Source organism: Shewanella sp. HL-SH5 (assembly GCF_051163755.1).
Lineage (GTDB): Bacteria > Pseudomonadota > Gammaproteobacteria > Enterobacterales > Shewanellaceae > Shewanella > Shewanella glacialimarina.
Genome location: NZ_CP195038.1, coordinates 1381461 through 1403022, shown reverse-complemented (window position 1 = coordinate 1403022; position 21562 = coordinate 1381461). Strand labels below are relative to the sequence as shown.

Sequence of the window (21562 nt, the reverse complement as noted above, 5' to 3'; positions counted from 1 at the left end):
CAATTTAATATGACTCAATTCCTTGTTACCCCTAATAACTCACAATAACTAACAGCAATTTAATAAACGACAATGACTTTTTTGTTTCTATCTATTTTGTTCAGACTATTACTCAGACTGCTGTTCAGGCCTATCCTCTGACCGCGATAGCGCCTTTGCCAATGCCTTCATAGGCAATCACTTTAAAATGGCTTTCAGGCACTTTAGCCGCCAAAGTTACTGCCATATACTCAGCCAGTAACTCTACTGTGGTGTCATGGGGAATAATATCGCAGCAATTTTTAGGCATGGCTAACTGGAAATCTCCCTGCGGCGCAACATAATGAAAACCATAATGGGTATCATCACTGACATTGGCTTGTTTAGATAATTGCAGATCTGCAACAGGAACTATATCTTCTTCTGTGCCTAAATAAGCATCATGCCAACGTTCAGCCCAATACTCGTCCCATTTGGGCTCGGCTATGCCATTTTCAAATACGGTTACGGGGCTGCGATGACCGTGTGCAATGCGCTGACAATTGCCATCATGTTTACGTAAACCATGGCTGTAATGATAATAAGGCGTCGTCAGTACTTCATTACGTAATGTAATACTAATATCTTGCACATTGTCAGGTAATGCTTCGCGAAGGGCTTTTTGTAAAAAGTCGTTCACACTTTCAAAGTCGATGACTTCTGTAGGGATGAGGGCAAATGCTTGTGATGGACAAGCCAAATGAATATCGCCCTTTTGACTAGCAAAATCCATCCACACTCTGTCACCCTGTTGTTGCCACCTGACTTGATTACACGCTGTTGGGATCAACAAACGATGGTCGGCAACATCATCAATGGTATTCTTAATGGTTTTTTTGACTTTAGAAAAATCAAGCACCATATTTTGCTCGTCTAGCCCGCCATCAAGCAGCACATCAACAATCCAGCTTTCGCCGACCATACCGCGAATGGGGCAAAGATAAGAGAAGTCTATTACGGTTAAATCTTTTACAAACAGTTGCATTAAAGCTCCTAGGCAGAAAAACAGTCCACCTCAGTGTGAATCAGTTCCAATTAGCAAATGGCCAAAGGACGATGAGGACAAACATTCTAAACAAAAGTCACTCTATGAGCGAGTAAACATATTAAATATGATAAAAAACGCTGAAAATAGCGGTTGATCTAACTCTATTTTATAACCCATCTCATTTATAAAGTGAGGTAAGTTGCATCACGCAACATCGAGGTTATATTTGCAAGAGAAATGACCAGCTTATTTTTTGCATTAACCCCATTGCCATCCTCAAACTAGCCAAGATAAAGACCATCTAGACCTTTAAGCCACTCGCCTTGACAATTTTATAGCGCAAATGCAAGTTATATACTCCCAGTTGAGAGGGATCCAAGTCGTTAATCTGAGCAAAGCCGACAACTAAACACCTTTTGACAGTGCTTTGACATTAGTAGTTAACCCATCAAAAACTGAGTTGTAATATTATTCGGAATGCCTTTAAGCATAGATCGTGCGATGATATTAATAAATTAATCGTAGAAAATTTTTTACAGGCAAAAATTAATATTAAGAAAATACTATAAATTCAGATGCTCATCAGCCCAATATTAGTTGATAACAAAAAAGGATAGCCAGATTTGAAATAAGAACGAATTGATAGTCATAAGACACCCACTAGACGACTGGTCTATTTGAGTGTATCCTCACTGGATGAAAACAAGCACCCAAGATACACGCCAACATATTTTAGATATCGGCTATCAATTGATCGCAGCACGCGGCTTTGTCAGCGTTGGATTATCTGAACTCCTTAAACATGCCGAAGTCCCTAAAGGCTCGTTTTACCATTACTTCAAATCAAAAGAGCAATTTGGTGAAGCGCTCATCGAAGATTACTTCGATGATTATCAGCAACGTTTACAAATCCTGTTTGGTAACCCAGCTCAATCTGGATTAAAACGTTTAATGACATATTGGCAAGGTTGGATGACGTCACAAGCAGATAGCTGTTCATCACAAAAGTGCCTAGTGGTTAAACTGAGTGCCGAAGTAGCTGATTTATCAGAACCTATGCGAGTCGCATTATTAAAAGGAACCCAAGTAGTACAAGGCGCGATTAGTGGCTGTATCACCGCGGGTATTGAAGATAAATCGATTAAAAAACTCAGTGCGGATGAGACAGCTGAACTGCTTTATAATTTGTGGATCGGCGCTAGCTTAATGGCAAAACTAAGCAAAGATGACAGAGGGCTAAAGCAGGCAATGGACATAACTATATCATTTTTAAAGCCATAGTCAGCGATGATTAATTGATTCTAAAAGATTTATGTAAACCGACAAGCTATACGATTTAAGGTACATCCTCACCGTTTTAGAGCGGATATTGACAACCAAAAAATAGACGACTGGTCTATTAATTAGGAATACAGATGAAAATTTTAATGGTATTAACCTCACACGATAAACTAGGTGACACAGGTAACAAAACAGGCTTTTGGCTAGAGGAATTTACCTCACCGTATTATCATTTTGCTGATAATGACGCAGTGATAGTGCTAGCTTCCCCTTTAGGTGGTCAGCCACCTTTAGATCCGAGTAGTGATGGTGCAGACTTCCAAACAGCAACAACTGCACGCTTCAAAAGCGATACTGATGCTCAAAAACAGCTCGCAAATACAGTACGCCTTGACAGTATAAATGTAGCTGACTTTGATGCTGTCTTTTACCCTGGCGGCCATGGCCCACTTTGGGACTTAACTGAAGACAAACACTCAATTGCCTTAATTGAACACACTTACCAGCAAGGTAAACCATTGGGTCTCGTGTGTCATGCATCAGGCGCATTACGCCATGCTAAAAATGCCGATGGCAGCTTTTTAGTTAACGGTAAAAAAGTTACAGGATTTACTAACAGCGAAGAAGATGCTGTGCAACTAACGGCTATCGTCCCCTACTTAGTTGAAGATATGCTGAAAGAAAATGGTGGTATTTACACTAAAGGTGCAGATTGGGCTAGCCATATTGAAGTTGATGGCAACTTAGTTACTGGCCAAAATCCGGCTTCATCAGAAGCGGTTGCTCAAGCCATGCTAATGTTACTTAAAGCATAAATATTTTAAGCCACCTTTGGCTTTAATGGTTCATAAATAGCGGCATAATGGCCAAACTATTTAAGGCGTAAAGAGCCAATCAATAACCCTAGCCAAACTGAAACATGGCTAGGGTTATTATTATGACTAATAAAATATACTAACCACGGCAATCTATCGAATTAACCCTAGGTTCAAACCAAGTTAATCTTGATTCAGCTTAGTTAAATCTGGTTAATAGATTTATTAATTTCTATCTTGCCCGCTTTTAAAGGCAAACTGACAGTAAAGGGATTATTATGATCACACTACACCATCTCAATCAGTCTCGTTCGAAACGTATTTTATGGTTGTTAGAAGAACTAGGGCAAGCCTACCAAGTTAAAGCTTATCAAAGAGACAAAGTCACCTTTCTAGCACCACCTGAATTAACTGCAATTCACCCATTAGGTAAATCACCAGTCATTGAGCACAATGACTTAGTCATTGCTGAATCAGGCGCCATCACCGAGTATTTAATCAATCAATTTGCAAATCACTTAGCACCGGAATCAAATAGCACTGATTACGTTAGTTATATACAGTGGCTGCACTTCGCTGAAAGCTCTGCTATGTTACCTCTGTTACTTCGATTATTTGTTGAAAAAGATGGCTGCCAAACCAATTTCATGGCGGGTTACGCCGATATAGAAGTCGCAAAAGTAATCGGTTACTTAAATGCATCTTTAGAAGGTAAGCGCTATTTAGTGGCAGATAAACTCACTGGCGCCGATATCATGATGTCATTTGTTATAGAAGTGATAGCTGCAAGAGGTGAACTGGCTAAATACCCAAACCTCGATCGCTACTATAAACAACTTAACACGCACAGCGGATTCACTCGTGCCAGTGAAATTGAAGCTCAGCAGAATACCCTTTAGCGCCTTAAGCTACATATTGACTTATAACTTCATTAAGCCACATTAGTTCAAAAAACATTTCAACAAGATAAAAAAAGTAAGGCTACCCGATTAAGGTAGCCTTACTTTTTAGCGCCTGGAAATGACCTACTCTCACATGGGCATATCGGCCACACTATGTTTAATGTAAATTATATGACTTATGCTTAAGAATAGTGATTCCATGAAAAACAAAAAGGCCACTCAATTAGAGTGGCCTTGCTGTTTTATTTGGCGCCTGGAAATGACCTACTCTCACATGGGGAGACCCCACACTACCATCGGCGATACTGTGTTTCACTTCTGAGTTCGGAATGGGATCAGGTGGTGCCACAGCTCTATGGTTTCCAGACAAATTTGGTTTATCTAACGCTATTTTCTTAGCATTAAATAATAATAATTCGGAAAGCTGATTACTTTATCTGAGTTTGAGTCTCGTCACACTATTTAAGCGTCCCATTCTAATACTAAGTCGTATCAGTAAAACCCATCTGGGTTGTATGGTTAAGCCTCACGGGTCATTAGTACAAGTTAGCTCAACGCCTCACAACGCTTACACACCTTGCCTATCAACGTAGTAGTCTCCTACGGCCCTTTAGAGAGCTTAAAGCTCTAGGGATGACTCATCTTGGGGCTCGCTTCCCGCTTAGATGCTTTCAGCGGTTATCGATTCCGAACGTAGCTACCGGGCAATGCCATTGGCATGACAACCCGAACACCAGCGGTTCGTCCACTCCGGTCCTCTCGTACTAGGAGCAGCTCCCCTCAATCATCCAACGCCCACGGCAGATAGGGACCGAACTGTCTCACGACGTTCTGAACCCAGCTCGCGTACCACTTTAAATGGCGAACAGCCATACCCTTGGGACCGACTTCAGCCCCAGGATGTGATGAGCCGACATCGAGGTGCCAAACACCGCCGTCGATATGAACTCTTGGGCGGTATCAGCCTGTTATCCCCGGAGTACCTTTTATCCGTTGAGCGATGGCCCTTCCATTCAGAACCACCGGATCACTATGACCTACTTTCGTACCTGCTCGACGTGTATGTCTCGCAGTTAAGCTGGCTTATGCCATTGCACTAACCGTACGATGTCCGACCGTACTTAGCCAACCTTCGTGCTCCTCCGTTACTCTTTGGGAGGAGACCGCCCCAGTCAAACTACCCACCAGGCACTGTCCTCAACCCCGATAAGGGGCCAGAGTTAGAACATCAAAACTACAAGGGTGGTATTTCAAGATTGACTCCACTCCATCTAGCGACGAAGCTTCAAAGTCTCCCACCTATCCTACACATGTAGGTTCAATGTTCAGTGCCAAGCTATAGTAAAGGTTCACGGGGTCTTTCCGTCTAGCCGCGGGTATACGGCATCTTCACCGCAATTTCAACTTCACTGAGTCTCGGCTGGAGACAGCGTGGCCATCATTACGCCATTCGTGCAGGTCGGAACTTACCCGACAAGGAATTTCGCTACCTTAGGACCGTTATAGTTACGGCCGCCGTTTACCGGGGCTTCGATCATGAGCTTCTCTTGCGATAACCCAATCAATTAACCTTCCGGCACCGGGCAGGCGTCACACCGTATACGTCATCTTGCGATTTTGCACAGTGCTGTGTTTTTGATAAACAGTTGCAGCCACCTGGTATCTGCGACTGCCGTCAGCTTAGGGAGCAAGTCCCATCACCAACAGCAGCGTACCTTCTCCCGAAGTTACGGTACCATTTTGCCTAGTTCCTTCAGCCGAGTTCTCTCAAGCGCCTTGGTATTCTCTACCCGACCACCTGTGTCGGTTTGGGGTACGATCCCTACTAACCTGAAGCTTAGAAGATTTTCCTGGAAGCATGGCATCAACTACTTCATCACCTTAGTGACTCGTCATCAGCTCTCAACGTGTACATTTAAGTACGTGTTCCCGGATTTGCCTAAGAACACCGCCTACTACCTTAAACGCGGACTACCAACGCCGCGCTAGCCTAGCCTTCTCCGTCTCTCCATCGCAGTTAGCAGAGGTACAGAAATATTAATCTGTTTTCCATCGATTACGCCTTTCGGCCTCACCTTAGGGGTCGACTCACCCTGCCCCGATTAACGTTGGACAGGAACCCTTGGTCTTTCGGCGAGGGAGTTTTTCACTCCCTTTATCGTTACTCATGTCAGCATTCGCACTTCTGATACGTCCAGTGTGGGTTACCCCTTCACCTTCAACCGCTTACAGAACGCTCCTCTACCGCTTGCAGTAAACTGCAAACCCGTAGCTTCGGTGGTATGTTTAGCCCCGTTAAATCTTCCGCGCAGGCCGACTCGACTAGTGAGCTATTACGCTTTCTTTAAATGATGGCTGCTTCTAAGCCAACATCCTAGCTGTCTAAGCCTTCCCACATCGTTTCCCACTTAACATACACTTTGGGACCTTAGCTGACGGTCTGGGTTGTTTCCCTTTTGACAACGGACGTTAGCACCCGCTGTCTGTCTCCCGAGTAGTACTCATTGGTATTCGGAGTTTGCAAAGGGTTGGTAAGTCGGGATGACCCCCTAGCCTTAACAGTGCTCTACCCCCAATGGTATTCGCTCGAGGCGCTACCTAAATAGCTTTCGAGGAGAACCAGATATCTCCGAGTTTGATTGGCCTTTCACCCCCAGCCACAAGTCATCCGCTCATTTTTCAACATAAGTCGGTTCGGTCCTCCAGTTGATGTTACTCAACCTTCAACCTGCCCATGGCTAGATCACTCGGTTTCGGGTCTACGCCTTGCAACTAAACGCGCAGTTAACACTCGGTTTCCCTACGGCTCCGCTATTCGCTTAACCTCGCTACAAAACGTAAGTCGCTGACCCATTATACAAAAGGTACGCAGTCACGGTCTCAAGAACCGCTCCCACTGCTTGTACGTATACGGTTTCAGGTTCTATTTCACTCCCCTCACAGGGGTTCTTTTCGCCTTTCCCTCACGGTACTGGTTCACTATCGGTCAGTCAGGAGTATTTAGCCTTGGAGGATGGTCCCCCCATATTCAAACAGGATGTCACGTGTCCCGCCTTACTCGTTTTCATCTATGGTTAGTTTTCATGTACGGGGCTATCACCCTGTGCCGCTGAGCTTTCCAACTCATTCCACTAACACCCCATAGACTTAAGGGCTAATCCCCGTTCGCTCGCCGCTACTAGGGGAATCTCGGTTGATTTCTTTTCCTCTGGGTACTTAGATGTTTCAGTTCCCCAGGTTCGCCTCATACAGCTATGTATTCACTGTATGATGACCACTTATGTGGCCGGGTTTCCCCATTCGGATATCGTTAGCTCAAATGCTTATTACTAGCTCGCCAACGCTTTTCGCAAGTTATTACGTCCTTCATCGCCTCTGACTGCCAAGGCATCCACCGTATACGCTTAGTCACTTAACCATACAACCCAAATGAGTTTCACAACCCTTGTAAACAAGAGAATGAACTAATCAGACTGTATCGCAACTAGCTGGTTTTTACTTGTCTCACTCCCGACCAGGAAGTGTGACTCGCCTTAGTTTTTAGAATATTCAAGACACTTAAACAGTGTTTTGAGAACTCAAGATACTGATGCTTTCGCATCAATATTATTTTCGCACTAACGTAATCACACAAACGACAATGAATCATCATTTATGCGCCTTTAGTTAGTACTATCAGCTTTCCAAATTGTTAAAGAGCGGGCTTAAAAAAGCCAAAGATAAAATTTCGTTTATCTTTGGCATCTCGGACCAATATGTATGTTTCTCATTCAAGAGAATGGTGGAGCTATGCGGGATCGAACCGCAGACCTCCTGCGTGCAAGGCAGGCGCTCTCCCAGCTGAGCTATAACCCCTTTACATACAGTGAGAATTTACGTTTACCTTCTAAGAAGGTCAGCCAATTTATTTGGCTTGCCAATTCGAATTTATCCAAGGCAATTTATTGCGACGTTTAGTTCACTAAACGAGCGGTAAATTAACACAGGAGAAATGAAGAATTGGTGGGTCAGAGTGGACTTGAACCACCGACCTCACCCTTATCAGGGGTGCGCTCTAACCAGCTGAGCTACAGACCCAACGTAATTTCTCTTTCTTTCTATCAAGTAATCTGTGTGAACACTCACATGCATCTCTGCACTTTAGGTATTGAGTTAGTCGTATAGGTAAGGAGGTGATCCAGCCCCAGGTTCCCCTAGGGCTACCTTGTTACGACTTCACCCCAGTCATGAACCACAAAGTGGTGAGCGTTCTCCCGAAGGTTAAACTACCCACTTCTTTTGCAGCCCACTCCCATGGTGTGACGGGCGGTGTGTACAAGGCCCGGGAACGTATTCACCGTGACATTCTGATTCACGATTACTAGCGATTCCGACTTCATGGAGTCGAGTTGCAGACTCCAATCCGGACTACGACGTACTTTGTGAGATTAGCTCCACCTCGCGGCTTTGCAACCCTCTGTATACGCCATTGTAGCACGTGTGTAGCCCTACTCGTAAGGGCCATGATGACTTGACGTCGTCCCCACCTTCCTCCGGTTTATCACCGGCAGTCTCCCTAAAGTTCCCGACATAACTCGCTGGCAAATAAGGATAGGGGTTGCGCTCGTTGCGGGACTTAACCCAACATTTCACAACACGAGCTGACGACAGCCATGCAGCACCTGTCTCAGAGTTCCCGAAGGCACTAAGCTATCTCTAGCGAATTCTCTGGATGTCAAGAGTAGGTAAGGTTCTTCGCGTTGCATCGAATTAAACCACATGCTCCACCGCTTGTGCGGGCCCCCGTCAATTCATTTGAGTTTTAACCTTGCGGCCGTACTCCCCAGGCGGTCTACTTAATGCGTTAGCTTGGGAGCCCAGTGACTAAGTCACCAAACTCCGAGTAGACATCGTTTACGGCGTGGACTACCAGGGTATCTAATCCTGTTTGCTCCCCACGCTTTCGTGCATGAGCGTCAGTCTTTGTCCAGGAGGCCGCCTTCGCCACCGGTATTCCTTCAGATATCTACGCATTTCACCGCTACACCTGAAATTCTACCTCCCTCTACAAGACTCTAGTTCCCCAGTTCCAAATGCAATTCCTAGGTTGAGCCCAGGGCTTTCACATCTGGCTTAAAAAACCGCCTGCGCACGCTTTACGCCCAGTAATTCCGATTAACGCTCGGACCCTCCGTATTACCGCGGCTGCTGGCACGGAGTTAGCCGGTCCTTCTTCTGTAGGTAACGTCACAGCAGTAGTTTATTAAACTACTGCCTTTCCTCCCTACTGAAAGTGCTTTACAACCCGAAGGCCTTCTTCACACACGCGGCATGGCTGCATCAGGCTTTCGCCCATTGTGCAATATTCCCCACTGCTGCCTCCCGTAGGAGTCTGGGCCGTGTCTCAGTCCCAGTGTGGCTGATCATCCTCTCAGAACAGCTAGGGATCGTCGCCTTGGTGAGCCATTACCTCACCAACTAGCTAATCCCACCTAGGTTCATCCAATCGCGAAAGGCCCGAAGGTCCCCTCCTTTCCCCCGTAGGGCGTATGCGGTATTAGCAGTCGTTTCCAACTGTTATCCCCCTCGACTGGGCAGATCCCTAGGCATTACTCACCCGTCCGCCGCTCGCCGGCAAAGATAGTAAACTATCTTCCCGCTGCCGCTCGACTTGCATGTGTTAGGCCTGCCGCCAGCGTTCAATCTGAGCCATGATCAAACTCTTCAATTAAAGTTTTTTTGTTCGACTACGTCGAACGGCTCAATGAATTCTACTGTCATAATTCGCTTCGCTCATAAGAGCTAACGAGTTATTTACTACATTGCTGCAGTTTCATATTACTATGAACATTCATCGTTGCATTGAGTTTAAATTTTTTGATTGCTCTTCCTAAGAAGAAGCAATTTCGAATAACTCAATACCTGTGAATGTCCACACAGATTACTTGATAAATTGTTAAAGAGCGGACTTGGTAACTTGCGTTAGACGCCGTGTTCCGTGTCAGTGGTGCGCATTATAGGGATAGGAGATTTTACCGCAACCCCTTTTTGCAAAAACTTTCAAATAAACCAACCAACCGAACACTTTTTAAACTAAGCGTACACTTAACCATCAAAAAAGGCCTGAAAGGCCTTTTTCGGCCTTACTAATTAAGTGTTTCTATAAAAGCGGGCACATCTGCAATGCTATCAACTACAATAGATGCGATATCAATTCCGGCTTCGTCTACCTTCTTACCACTTCTGACTAAAATACTGTGACCTATACCCGCAGCTTTAGCTGCACGGATATCATCAGCCTTATCACCGACCATAATTGAATTGGCTAGATCAAGTTTTAAAAACTTAGCCGCCTCTAACATCATTCCTGGTTTTGGCTTGCGACAATCGCAATCTTGCTTATATTCACCTAAACCTTTTTCTGGATGATGCGGACAATAATAAATACCGTCCAGTTCAATGCCTTTATCAGCAAAGTTCCAATCCATCCACTCAGTTAAGGAATGAAAATCGTCTTCACTGTACATGCCGCGAGCAATACCCGATTGGTTAGTCACAACGACAAGTTTATAGCCCATTTTCTTCAATGCGAGGCAGGCATCAAACACACCTTCAATATATTCAAAGTCATCCGTTTGATATACATAGCCATGATCTTTGTTGATCACACCATCTCGGTCAAGAAAAACTGCTTTATTCACTTATTAATCCTCATTAATTTTCTGTATTAATTATCACACCGTCTTCGCATTTGAGCTAGCCCAATAAAGGATAATTATAGCGAATGACCATGTTTCACTTTATTAAGGCGCCATGAAGCGGTAACCTTGCTCGGTTATTTCGCGAAAACAAAAGAGCTAATGAGTAATATACCCCCTATCATTCACAAAACGCGTACTCAACTTGTAGTGGAAGTACTCAGAGAACAGATCCTTTCTGGTGATATAAAAGGTGGCGAACCCTTACGTCAAACTGCTATTGCTGAACAATTGAACGTCAGTCGCATTCCTGTACGAGAAGCTTTAGTACAATTAGAAGCTGAAGGGTTAGTTAAGTTTGAGCCGCATAAAGGTGCCACGGCCACGGTTTTATCTGTTGAACAGGTCACAGAGCTATTTGAACTGAGAGCAATGATTGAGTCAGACTTGCTTGCCAAGGCTATTCCTAATTTACAAGACGCCGATTTTGAAGAAGCGGACAGAGTATTAAATGCATTAGAAAACGCATTTAAGCGCCAGGATTCTGTGGCAAGTTGGAGCGAGCTTAATACGCAATTTCATACTTGCCTATATAAAGCCGCCAACCGCAGCCATACACTCGAAGTCGTTCATGGTTTAAATACTAATTGTGATCGCTATATTCGTTTACAACTATTGTTAACAGGTGGGATCCCCACTGCGGAGCGAGAGCACCGTGAATTACTTGAGTTATGCCAAAGAAAAGATATTGAAAAAGCGACACACTTATTGCGTGAACATATTCTTCACGCTGCTGAAGCTATTACAAAGTTAGTTGTTAAGCATTTAGACTAGACGACTTCAAGACTGAGTGGGTCAAATATCACCTTAATTGCTTGTTTTATTTATACATTGAGAGAAGTTTTATGCAGTATGCACATATCACCGGATGGGGAAAAGCTGTCCCTCCCGCATCGCTAACCAACGATGACCTTGCCACCTTTATGGAAACATCTGATGAGTGGATTAAATCTCGTACAGGTATTAGTAAACGTAATATTAGTCACGTTAATACTTCTGTACTCGCCAGCGTTGCTGCACAACATGCTTTAGCTGCTGCCGGGATTGATGGCAGTGAGTTGGATTTAATTATTCTAGCAACGGCCAGCCCTGATAGTTTAATTCCTAATATAGCCTCTACTGTACAAGCAAATATTGGTGCAACATGCGGCGCATTTGATATAAATGCGGCATGCAGTGGTTTTCTATACGGCGTCGGATTAGCAAGCTCGTTAATTAAAAGCGGCCAGAATAAAAAAGTATTAGTTATTGGTGCTGAACGTTTATCTTTTTACTTAGATTGGTCTCGTCGTGAAACTGCGGTGTTATTTGGCGATGGTGCTGGTGCGGTTATTTTAGAAGCCCGTGATGAAGAAGGCGGAGTATTAGGCTATGAGCTTAATAATGATCCTGATGGACGTGAAATTTTAAAATCGAATTTTGGCAGCCAAATGGATCGCTTAGATAGTAGCTCGTTAGATTTCTATATTGAGTTTAATGGCCAAGAAATCTTCAAACGCGCCATTCAGGGTATGGGATCTTTAAGTACTAAAGTACTTGAGAAATGCAATGTTGATAAAGACGATGTCGATTGGGTTATTCCTCATCAAGCTAACGAACGTATCATAGATACTTTGGTCAGTCGGATGAAAATTCCTAAAGAAAAAGCCATCGTCAATATAGCAAACTATGGCAATACATCAGCTGCGACTATCCCAATTGCTATTTGTGATGCACTAGATAAAGGCTTAATTGAGCCTGGACAAACTATTTTATCCTGTGCATTTGGTGCTGGACTGACATCAGCAGCTTTACTTTTTAAATGGACTGACCGCGTTACTCCTATTAATACTAGTGAAGCCAAAGTGCCAGATTGTGAGCAAACTGCACTAGAATTAATTAAACCTGCGGTGGATTACTTTTTCAATAAAGCTGAGCAAGAAGGTCGATAAACCTAATATATAAAACGATACTATATCGTACTTATAAAATAAGCCAGTCAATTGACTGGCTTATTTTATGTTTGAATTAAAGCTGTTAATTAGAGCTATTTAGTTACCCCAATTAACTCATGGCATTTGATGTTTTTAGTTCCGCCTAATGCCGATACTTGCGCTAAAAATAACTCAGCACAGGCAATTGCATCTATTAATGCATTATGTCCACCATATACAGGCAAGTGATAACGTTCTCGACTTTGCCCTAATCGAACACACCCTTTAACTAAGTGGTCATGCTGACGCAGGTAGCGTGTTTTTTCAATCGCTAAGGTGTCAATAAAAGGCAAGAGTACTTTTTGTCCAAATACACTGTGTAAGTTTTTTTGAATAAATGCCATATCCATTGGCGCATGGTGTGCTACCAAAATATACCCTTGGGTTTCTTTTAGTAACCAATTCATTGCTAAATCAATGGGTAAAGCATCTTGTAATTGATGATCAACAATACCGTGAACAGTCGCACTTTGGCCTACACTACCATCGATTGAAATCATCAAATGTTGAGCTTGAGACAGGGGGATTTGTCCTTGAATGATAGGCACAATACCCATACTAATGATCTGATCCTTCTCAGCATTAAGGCCGGTCATTTCCAAATCAATCGCCATCAATTTAGCATCAAAGATAGTATGATTAAATTGGTTTGTTAATGCCCGCTGATAATCCGCTAATATCGACTTTTCGCCCTGCTGATTAACCAGTGAATCTAACCAAAACCGACCTTTAAGCCATAAATGATTGACCACTAAAAACTCCGGGTAAACTTAAGTTTCAAACCTGATTGAGCATCATGGACCACTTTAAAGGCATCCCGTAATTGATGGCGCAATAAAGATGACAAATCCTGCGGCTTTAAAAAATTACTCACAACCAAATTATTAGTCGCCTGATATCCCTGATTAGCTAAGCGCATATGCGCTATAAACTCGTGGGCGTCCGCTAAATTAAGGGCATCTTTGCGATTAATGATATTGGCGTCCATTAACGCGCGAATACGTTTAGCGGTATTGACCTCTTTAATGCCAGCACTTAGGGCATAGACTCTGGCAATATCATTGATTAACGCACTGCCCTTGTGCTTCAAATCCATGCCTTTGACTTCACTGCCATCTCGTTCAAGTACAAATTTTCTGAAAAAACCTAAAGGCGGTGATTGCTGTAATGAGTTACCCGCCATACCGGCTAAAAAGATGTCATTATTTTGGGTATGCGACATTACTGAGTTCTGTAATTCATCAAACAAGGTTTGCGGTCCATACACTGCGCGCATATCAAAGAAAATACTGGCGTGCATTAGGGCTTTAGGATCTGGTGTGAGTACCCACTTTTTGAATTTATTCTGCCATTCGAGGAGTGATAACCGCCACTTAGGATTTTGCGCCATAATATCGCCAGGGCAATAGATATAACCGCATTGATCAAGTCCCTTACAAACCGCATGGGTTAATTTATCGAAGTAAGCCGCTGCGAACTCATCCGGTTCATGTGCTAATAACAAACCATTATCTTGATCTGAACAAGCCACTTGATCTTGCCTACCTTGCGAGCCAAAAGCTAACCAACAAAAAGCCATCGGAGCTTTACCCAATAATTGCTGATTTAGTACAATTAAGCGACGGGTTAATGCATCTGTGACCGACGTTAACACTCTGCCAATCTCTTCTGCTCGTGCATCAGCACTTATAAGGTTTTGTAATAATACTGGGATTTGCTTACTGACAAAGATCAACTTTTCAATTGAATCCTGGCGATCTATTTCACCAATTAATAATAATGGTTGTGAACTCTGGGCACGTAAAATATCAGTACTGGTCACCATACCTTTAGCTTGATTATTGTCTATTACAGGTAAATGGTGAATATTATATTCACTCATCAATAACATAGCTTCAAATACCAGTGCATTAGAGGCCACGGTTTTGGGCTGAACAGTCATTACTTGATCTACACAAATATTGCCATCAAAACCTTCTGCTAAGACTCTATTTCGTAAATCGCGATCAGTGACAATACCGACTAAACCGTGATCATTTAACACCAACACAGATGAAACCCTATTATCGCGCATTAATTTTGCAGCATTTTGCACGCTGGCGTTGGTAGCAATACAAATTGGATTTTTAGACATCATATTAGTAATGCGACTGGTTGTAGTGAGATCTTTGGCTTTAAACTTATGTTCATTACGTAATCGCTGAGCAAACGCACGGGTAAAAAACGTATCAAACTGACGATTATGGGTTTTTAATTCGGTGAATAAATGTTGGGGGATATGATAAACCAAGCCATCTTCTAAAATAGCGACCTTGTTAACCACTTTTTCGCCTGACAATAATGTCGAAAAACCAAAACATTCTCCTTCTGCGACTCTATCAACTAATACACCCTGTGGATCTCTAACTTCAAATGCGCCACTTCTAACCAAATATAATTTAGGATTATCAGGATCAAACTCAACAAATGCCGATGCCTTTGCGTAATAGCCAATATTAATTTCCCTAGCACAGCGCTCAACTAAGGCTTTAGACAATAGATCAAAAGGTGCATGGGTTTGCAAAAACTGCTCAATTGGCTGTAATTCACTGGCATTCATATTATTTTCTCATTGGCGGTTTTATTTAATATACCTGTGCCAACTGAATACTGGCTATAAGACTTAAGCCCAAGCTTACTATATTTAGTCAATAAAAAAGAGCGCCGAGGCGCTCCTTTTAAAGGGGTCTAAATAAGGAATGAATAATTAGTGGTTTTGCGCTTCGCCTGCTCCTTGTGGGAAACGAATCGATTCAACCATATCAACAACATCTTGAGGTACAGGCTTAGTGACTTTACTGACAGCAAAAGCAACAGCGAAGTTAATAAACATACCAACCATACCAAACCCTTCTGGTGAAATACCTAAGAACCAATTATCGCTTGTATTAGCAGCAGGGTTAATAAACTTAAAGTACACAATATAAGCAGCGGTAGATAGCAAGCCTAATACCATACCGGCAATTGCACCCTCTCTATTTACCTTTTTAGAGAAGATGCCCATGATAATTGCAGGGAAAAGTGATGCAGCGGCTAAACCGAAGGCTATCGCAACCACCGCGGCCACAAATCCAGGTGGATTTATCCCAAAGTAACCAGCCATTACAACACCCAATGCTGCTGCAATACGCGCATACATTAACTCTTTCTTATCAGAGATATCCGGCATGAGATTTTTCTTAAGCAAATCATGCGACACCGATGTTGATATCACTAACAGTAAACCCGCTGACGTTGATAGTGCAGCAGCTAAACCACCTGCAGCAACTAAGGCAATAACCCATGCAGGCAGACTGGCAATTTCAGGCGTTGCTAGCACAATAATATCACGGTCAATGGTCATCTCATTTGAATCACCATTAGCATAAGATATTTTGCCATCACTGTTTTTATCATCCCACGTAATTAAGCCAGTTTTTTCCCAGTTTTTAATCCACTGTGGCGCAGCTTCATAAGCAACACCGGTAGAATCTGGTCCATTAATGGTCTCAATCATATTAACACGAGAGAAAGCAGCTAAAGCAGGTACTGTTGTGTACATAATAGCAATAAACACTAGCGCCCAACCCGCAGATAAACGTGCATCTTTTACTCTAGGTACAGTAAAGAAACGAACAATCACATGGGGCAGACCCGCGGTACCAAACATCAATGCGCCTGTAATAAAGAACACATCAATCATTTCTTTAGAGCCTTCTGTATACTGGGAGAATCCCAATTCAGCAGAAAGACCATCAAGCTTGTCGAGTAAGAAGACTCCAGTACCATTACCTGCAGCATCAACTAGCTCAGCACCAAAACCGATTTGCGGTAGAATATGACCCGTCATCATCACAGAGATAAAGATTGCTGGAACCATAAAGGCAAATATCAACACACAATATTGTGCAACTTGGGTGTAGGTAATCCCTTTCATACCACCTAAAACAGCATAGAAAAACACCACTGCCATACCAATATATACGCCAGTTTCAACTTCGACTTCTAAGAAGCGAGAGAAGACCACACCGACACCGCGCATTTGACCCGCAATATAAGTAAAACAGATGAAAATGGCACAAATTACCGCAACAGTACGGGCAGTTTGTGAGTAATAGCGGTCACCGATAAAATCAGGAACCGTGAATTTACCAAACTTACGTAAGTAAGGCGCCATACACAAGGCTAATAAAACATAACCCCCTGTCCAACCCATTAAATAAACTGAACCATCATAACCTGTAAATGACACAATACCCGCTAGCGAGATAAAGGATGCCGCCGACATCCAATCTGCTGCGGTAGCCATACCGTTCATTACCGGATGCACACCACCACCGGCTACATAAAACTCTTGAGTGGAACCAGCTCTCGCCCAAATCGCGATGCCAATGTATAGCGCAAATGTCGCGCCAACAATAATATATGTTAATGTTTGAACATCCATTTTTCAGTGCTCCTTAATCTTCGTGAACATCATATTTCTTGTCTAGGGCATTTGCTTTTGCCACATAAACAAAAATCAGCGCCACGAATACATACATTGCACCCTGCTGCGCAAACCAAAAGCCTAATTTGAATCCCATAAAGGAAAACTCATTAAGCACGTCTACTAATAAAATACCGCAGCCAAATGAAACTGCAGCCCAAATTGCTAGCAGTACAAGTACTAAACGTAAATTTTCACGCCAATACCCTGCTGCCTTTTCGTTATTTTCAAAAGCCATTGCGACTTCCCCTGTATTGTTTTTTTAAAGTCGAATTGTAAAGTCATTGTTAATTTAGCAACTCACAGGGGTTCGACAATCAAGACCTTAGTCTAACCCGTAGTAAAAAATAACCTATAAACCATATTTATCTATTAATAAACAATAGGATAGGAAATTTACAACAAACCTAGCAAACACTATAACTATTGAAAAACTAGACCAAGGTCGAACGAGAAATAACGGGCTTTTAGCAACCTTGGATAAGAGAACAGCACTAAGTGTCGATAAAAAATAGTTAGCAACACACAAAAAGCCCTTTAAACGCTTCAAATTTATCTAAAATAAGCGAATACAATTAAATTCAATATAAGCAAACAATCTAAAAAACTTTACTTATCTGAGATTTAAGCCGTAATTAACAGTCAATCACTTGTGATTGTCCTATAAGGGGGGTAAAATTTTTTGATAATAATGAGAAAGGATATTTCATTGAAAAAATTGTCGTTAAATCCACATAATCTGATGTTTTCAATACTAATGGGTGTTATTGCACTTATTATTAACTTTTATCCTATCCCCTTCTTCGCAAACGTCCAATTTATACTCGGAAATACACTGACCATCGTCGTGGCCATTTTATGTGGCCCCTGGTATGCGTTAGTGACATCATTACTGGCCTCAACCAGTTTAATGCTCACCTGGGACAGTTATCATGTTTTCTTTATTTTTGGGTTAGAGGCATTATTTTTAGGTTTTTGCCGAAGAAAAGATATCTATGCGCTATATGGCAATATTATATTTTGGCTTGTTATTGGCATGCCCATTTTCTATTTAATGGCCAAGTTATTTTTTGATATGCCAACCGAGCACTTACCCTTTGTAACCATAAAGCAGGCGATAAATAGTTTAATTTATACCAGCATAGCCTCTATATTAGTTTTGATGGTGCCTAAATTATGGATGTTTGAAACCAAGATAAAAGATAAACAGCGCAGAAGCCTAAGCAAGCAGATGACATATTTCGTCACTCTGATGATTACCTTGTCTTTATTATTTTCAACGCTCTATTTCAACTATATTTCACTGGATAAGCAACAAAACTTAATCGTGAAAAATCAACAAGAATCAGTTTTTCATTTAAGTAATGCTGGCGAGCAATATATCGATAATCACCAAAAAGTGATTGAGAATGCTGCACGCTATTTCAGTATAGCCAGCGGTTCACCACAAGAGATACAACCTCTTCTGAGTAATTTACATCAAAATTACCCCGGCTTTATCAGTATGTTAATTACCGATAATCAGGCACGAATAATTGCCGCATCACCTACTATACGATTAAATGATGCCAAAGATAACAATGTCATCGTCAATGATAGAGATTATTTCATAGAGTCATTTTATAACCAAAGGGTGTTTGTTTCTTCAGTGTTTTTGGGTAGAGGCTTCGGCAACGACGCGATTGTAGCGATTAGTGCGCCATATTATGACAAGCAAAATACAGCACAGCCTTCAGGTATAATTGAAGGTTCGTTAGATCTAAAATACTTTTCAGCAATAGACTATGATTTCAATCAACAGAAAAACCAATCGATAATTTTGACCGATGAAACCAATAATATTATTTATGCCTCGGAAAAGCTCAATTTAAATGTTATGTCGCCCTTAAAATATGGTATTCACAATGGACTGTATTTAACACAATTACCCTTGATGAATATCACCGAAACGGAATCTAGAATTCCAGAATACATTTATGCTCAGAAGCAACTAAAAAATGGTTGGAATATTTATATTATTGAGCCCTTTTCACCATTATTGCAGCTCGCTGAAAAACAAATGCAAGCCAGTTTTTTTATGTTACTTGGTGCTCTTTTTATCAGTTTTTTCATTTCAAATCGAATTAGCCAACTGCTAACTATTCCCCTCGAAATGGTAGCGAACCAATTTGGCCACCTTAGCCAGCATGATTTAAATAACCAAGTACTAGATGAAAGCTCTCCTAAGGAAGTGTATAGCCTTTATCAAAGGTTATTGATTAGTAAGCAACAGCTGATAACTCAGCAATTAGAACTGGAAGAAACGGTTGTTAACCGCACTAAAGAATTAGAGAAAGCCAATCAAAAACTCAAAGAATTAGTCGACAAAGACCCATTAACTCAACTGTTTAATCGCCGATTTGCTGAACATAAGTTCCAGGAAGTGAGAGAGTTTTGTCTTCGAAGTGAACAAGCCATTACTGTGGCTATTCTTGATTTAGATTTTTTCAAAGCTGTTAATGATAGTTACGGCCATTTAGCGGGGGATGAATGCTTACGTCAAGTGTCAGCACAACTGTCTCAACATTTTAAACGTGATATTGATATTATTGCCCGTTATGGCGGAGAGGAGTTTATTTTAATTTTACCTATGTCGAACGCACTTAACATTGAACATCACTTGAATGAATTTAAAATCAAACTGTCTCAAATGCCCATTAACACGCCAGACAGAACTGAAGCATTTGATATCACCGTCAGTATAGGGGCTATCACAGCTAATGCTAACTTTGATGCTAGGCTAGATAAATGGATAAAAATAGCTGACGATAATTTGTATCAAGCTAAAGCTCAAGGTCGTAATCGCACTATTGTCACTATCATCAATCCTGAGGTGGAATCATAAATTTGTCCATTCTATCCATCATATAGGGGTAGAATGGGTTCCATTTTTGGCGCAACATATTGGCTGCAGACATGGAAAACAATCCTCTTTCAGCTTGAAATACCGCTAAGCCTATTTGTACCGTTTCAGTATTTTCTATTATCAAAGGCCCATAAAGTGGGTCTTCTATCGGAAATGGCAACGCAATGTGCGAAAGCGAGAACACACCTTTAGGCCATTCGAGCAATAGTTCTTGTGGGGCTTGCTGATTCAATATACCAAGCTCTCTAGCTTGTACGGCCCGAGATTGTTGTGCCTGACTTTCAATTAGCGTTAAGCGATAATCCATATCATTATTTGTCCAAAATGGTTCAAAAAACGTGATTGGATCAAGATTCATTAACAACCTAAAACCGGTACTGCGATTATAGTCAAACATCACTAATTCATGACCGTTTTTAGGCAAATATCGGTAAAGCTCATCGACGACATTCACAGATGAAACCGTATCATCTATGACTGACTGAAAGGTTTGTATGGGCGCGATTTTCTGTTTTTGCTCTGCGGATAAACTGTCTAATAGTTGTTTATTACGCAGAGTTAGCTGGTAAACAATATCACCTGCATTAACGGCAAATGACATATATTTAAATGGGTCATACTCAACTTCAATACTATTCCAAAACAGTTTTTCCTGCCCAAGTAATGCACCTAGTTTAGCCTGCCAATATGCCGCCTGGGCAATGGGAGCCAAGCCAATAGCTGGTGACATAAAAATCATCTTGTCATAATGAGTCGGCTTATTCAGACTTATCGCTTCTAATTGGTGGTTTAGCGCGAGTGCTGCACCAGTAGAAAAACCTACAACATATAAGGGTTTACCTTTTAATTTATCAGATAAATGAGCGGTAGCTAACGCCACAGCACCGGCTAAATCAGGCCAAGTAATATCTGTTAGCCCTGAAGGCGTGGTGCCGTGACCTGGTAATCTTAATCCGACTATATGGGCTTGATGTCGATAATGCTCAGCAATATGCGACATCGAGTAAGGTGAGTCAGACATGCCGTGGATCAATAACAAACCAAATTCTGCATCATCATTTGGCCACTCAAAAGATCGATTCCAGTCTTCATGCCACAAAGCAGGATCCGATGAGCTGCCCTTTTCATAACGATTTATCGGAGAGGCGACCTCCGGTTGGTATTGTTGGTATATTTTCTGCTCAACTTCAGCAAATAGTTTATCTTCTAGTGCTAAATACTGCTTAAAATTATCTAAACCTGATTGTTGATGATATTCATTTTTAAGATGTGTGGTATGCCAAAGTGACAGTTCTGGCCTAGCATTCAATAACCATACAGCAATAATAATCAACGCAATAGACGTGCCTATAGTGCTATAGAATAGGGCAAATAACATATGCTTAGTGGATCCGATAACAATAGCGCGCATGATTTCCCTTATACTAAAAAATGAT

13 protein-coding genes, 2 tRNA genes and 3 rRNA genes are annotated in these 21562 nt (G+C 42.0%); 6 read left to right on the top strand and 12 right to left on the bottom strand.

Annotated elements, in window-relative coordinates:
- Positions 1-130 precede the first annotated feature (130 nt).
- Complete coding sequence (locus ACRWQM_RS06050; RefSeq protein WP_434931573.1) at positions 131-1003, bottom strand: 6-carboxytetrahydropterin synthase; 873 nt, start codon at positions 1001-1003, stop codon at positions 131-133.
- 699 nt (positions 1004-1702) lie between these two features.
- On the opposite strand from ACRWQM_RS06050, the gene ACRWQM_RS06045 reads away from it, so the two are divergent.
- The 3 genes from ACRWQM_RS06045 (at position 1703) to ACRWQM_RS06035 (ending at position 4001) form a co-directional block, all read left to right on the top strand.
- Complete coding sequence (locus tag ACRWQM_RS06045) at positions 1703-2287, top strand: TetR/AcrR family transcriptional regulator (protein WP_434926588.1); 585 nt, start codon at positions 1703-1705, stop codon at positions 2285-2287.
- 134 nt (positions 2288-2421) lie between these two features.
- Entirely contained in the window at positions 2422-3102 is a 681-nt protein-coding gene (locus tag ACRWQM_RS06040) for a type 1 glutamine amidotransferase domain-containing protein (protein ID WP_434931572.1), read from the top strand.
- A gap of 278 nt (positions 3103-3380) precedes the next feature.
- Positions 3381-4001 (top strand): glutathione S-transferase family protein, encoded by a 621-nt coding sequence (locus ACRWQM_RS06035; RefSeq protein WP_434931571.1) that lies wholly within the window; start codon positions 3381-3383, stop codon positions 3999-4001.
- A gap of 254 nt (positions 4002-4255) precedes the next feature.
- On the opposite strand, the gene rrf is transcribed toward ACRWQM_RS06035, so the two are convergent.
- From rrf to gmhB, 6 genes are all read right to left on the bottom strand, one after another.
- Positions 4256-4371, bottom strand: a 5S ribosomal RNA gene (rrf, locus tag ACRWQM_RS06030).
- 148 nt (positions 4372-4519) lie between these two features.
- Positions 4520-7422 (bottom strand): 23S ribosomal RNA (locus ACRWQM_RS06025).
- 361 nt (positions 7423-7783) lie between these two features.
- Positions 7784-7859: transfer RNA gene (locus ACRWQM_RS06020), tRNA-Ala, on the bottom strand.
- Between the two features lie 145 nt (positions 7860-8004).
- Positions 8005-8081: transfer RNA gene (locus ACRWQM_RS06015), tRNA-Ile, on the bottom strand.
- 88 nt (positions 8082-8169) lie between these two features.
- Positions 8170-9714 (bottom strand): 16S ribosomal RNA (locus ACRWQM_RS06010).
- The 16S, 23S and 5S rRNA genes sit together here with 2 tRNA genes alongside, the layout of an rRNA operon.
- Positions 9715-10129: 415 nt before the next feature.
- Positions 10130-10684, bottom strand: a complete 555-nt coding sequence (gmhB, locus tag ACRWQM_RS06005; RefSeq protein ID WP_434926591.1) for a D-glycero-beta-D-manno-heptose 1,7-bisphosphate 7-phosphatase — start codon at positions 10682-10684, stop codon at positions 10130-10132.
- A 159-nt stretch (positions 10685-10843) separates the two neighbouring features.
- On the opposite strand from gmhB, the gene ACRWQM_RS06000 reads away from it, so the two are divergent.
- Positions 10844-11515 (top strand): GntR family transcriptional regulator, encoded by a 672-nt coding sequence (locus tag ACRWQM_RS06000; RefSeq protein WP_434931570.1) that lies wholly within the window; start codon positions 10844-10846, stop codon positions 11513-11515.
- 71 nt (positions 11516-11586) lie between these two features.
- Positions 11587-12672: a ketoacyl-ACP synthase III gene (locus tag ACRWQM_RS05995; protein ID WP_434931569.1), complete on the top strand. Its 1086-nt coding sequence runs from the start codon at positions 11587-11589 to the stop codon at positions 12670-12672.
- Positions 12673-12767: 95 nt separating this feature from the next.
- On the opposite strand, the gene ACRWQM_RS05990 is transcribed toward ACRWQM_RS05995, so the two are convergent.
- The 4 genes from ACRWQM_RS05990 to ACRWQM_RS05975 all read right to left on the bottom strand — a co-directional run bounded on the left by ACRWQM_RS05990 (position 12768) and on the right by ACRWQM_RS05975 (position 17459).
- Positions 12768-13466, bottom strand: a complete 699-nt coding sequence (locus ACRWQM_RS05990) for an exonuclease domain-containing protein (protein ID WP_434926594.1) — start codon at positions 13464-13466, stop codon at positions 12768-12770.
- Positions 13466-15313 carry a DUF294 nucleotidyltransferase-like domain-containing protein gene (locus tag ACRWQM_RS05985; protein ID WP_434931568.1) on the bottom strand — a complete coding sequence of 616 codons (1848 nt, stop codon included), beginning with the start codon at positions 15311-15313 and terminating at the stop codon, positions 13466-13468. The genes ACRWQM_RS05990 and ACRWQM_RS05985 overlap by 1 nt, the downstream gene beginning before the upstream one ends.
- A gap of 147 nt (positions 15314-15460) precedes the next feature.
- Entirely contained in the window at positions 15461-17179 is a 1719-nt protein-coding gene (locus ACRWQM_RS05980) for a sodium:solute symporter family protein (RefSeq protein ID WP_434926596.1), read from the bottom strand.
- 13 nt (positions 17180-17192) lie between these two features.
- Positions 17193-17459 carry a DUF4212 domain-containing protein gene (locus tag ACRWQM_RS05975; protein WP_226414645.1) on the bottom strand — a complete coding sequence of 89 codons (267 nt, stop codon included), beginning with the start codon at positions 17457-17459 and terminating at the stop codon, positions 17193-17195.
- Between the two features lie 471 nt (positions 17460-17930).
- On the opposite strand from ACRWQM_RS05975, the gene ACRWQM_RS05970 reads away from it, so the two are divergent.
- Positions 17931-20105 carry a sensor domain-containing diguanylate cyclase gene (locus ACRWQM_RS05970; RefSeq protein ID WP_434931567.1) on the top strand — a complete coding sequence of 725 codons (2175 nt, stop codon included), beginning with the start codon at positions 17931-17933 and terminating at the stop codon, positions 20103-20105.
- On the opposite strand, the gene ACRWQM_RS05965 is transcribed toward ACRWQM_RS05970, so the two are convergent.
- Positions 20083-21537, bottom strand: a complete 1455-nt coding sequence (locus tag ACRWQM_RS05965) for an alpha/beta hydrolase (RefSeq protein ID WP_434931566.1) — start codon at positions 21535-21537, stop codon at positions 20083-20085. The genes ACRWQM_RS05970 and ACRWQM_RS05965 overlap by 23 nt on opposite strands.
- Positions 21538-21562: the final 25 nt, after the last annotated feature.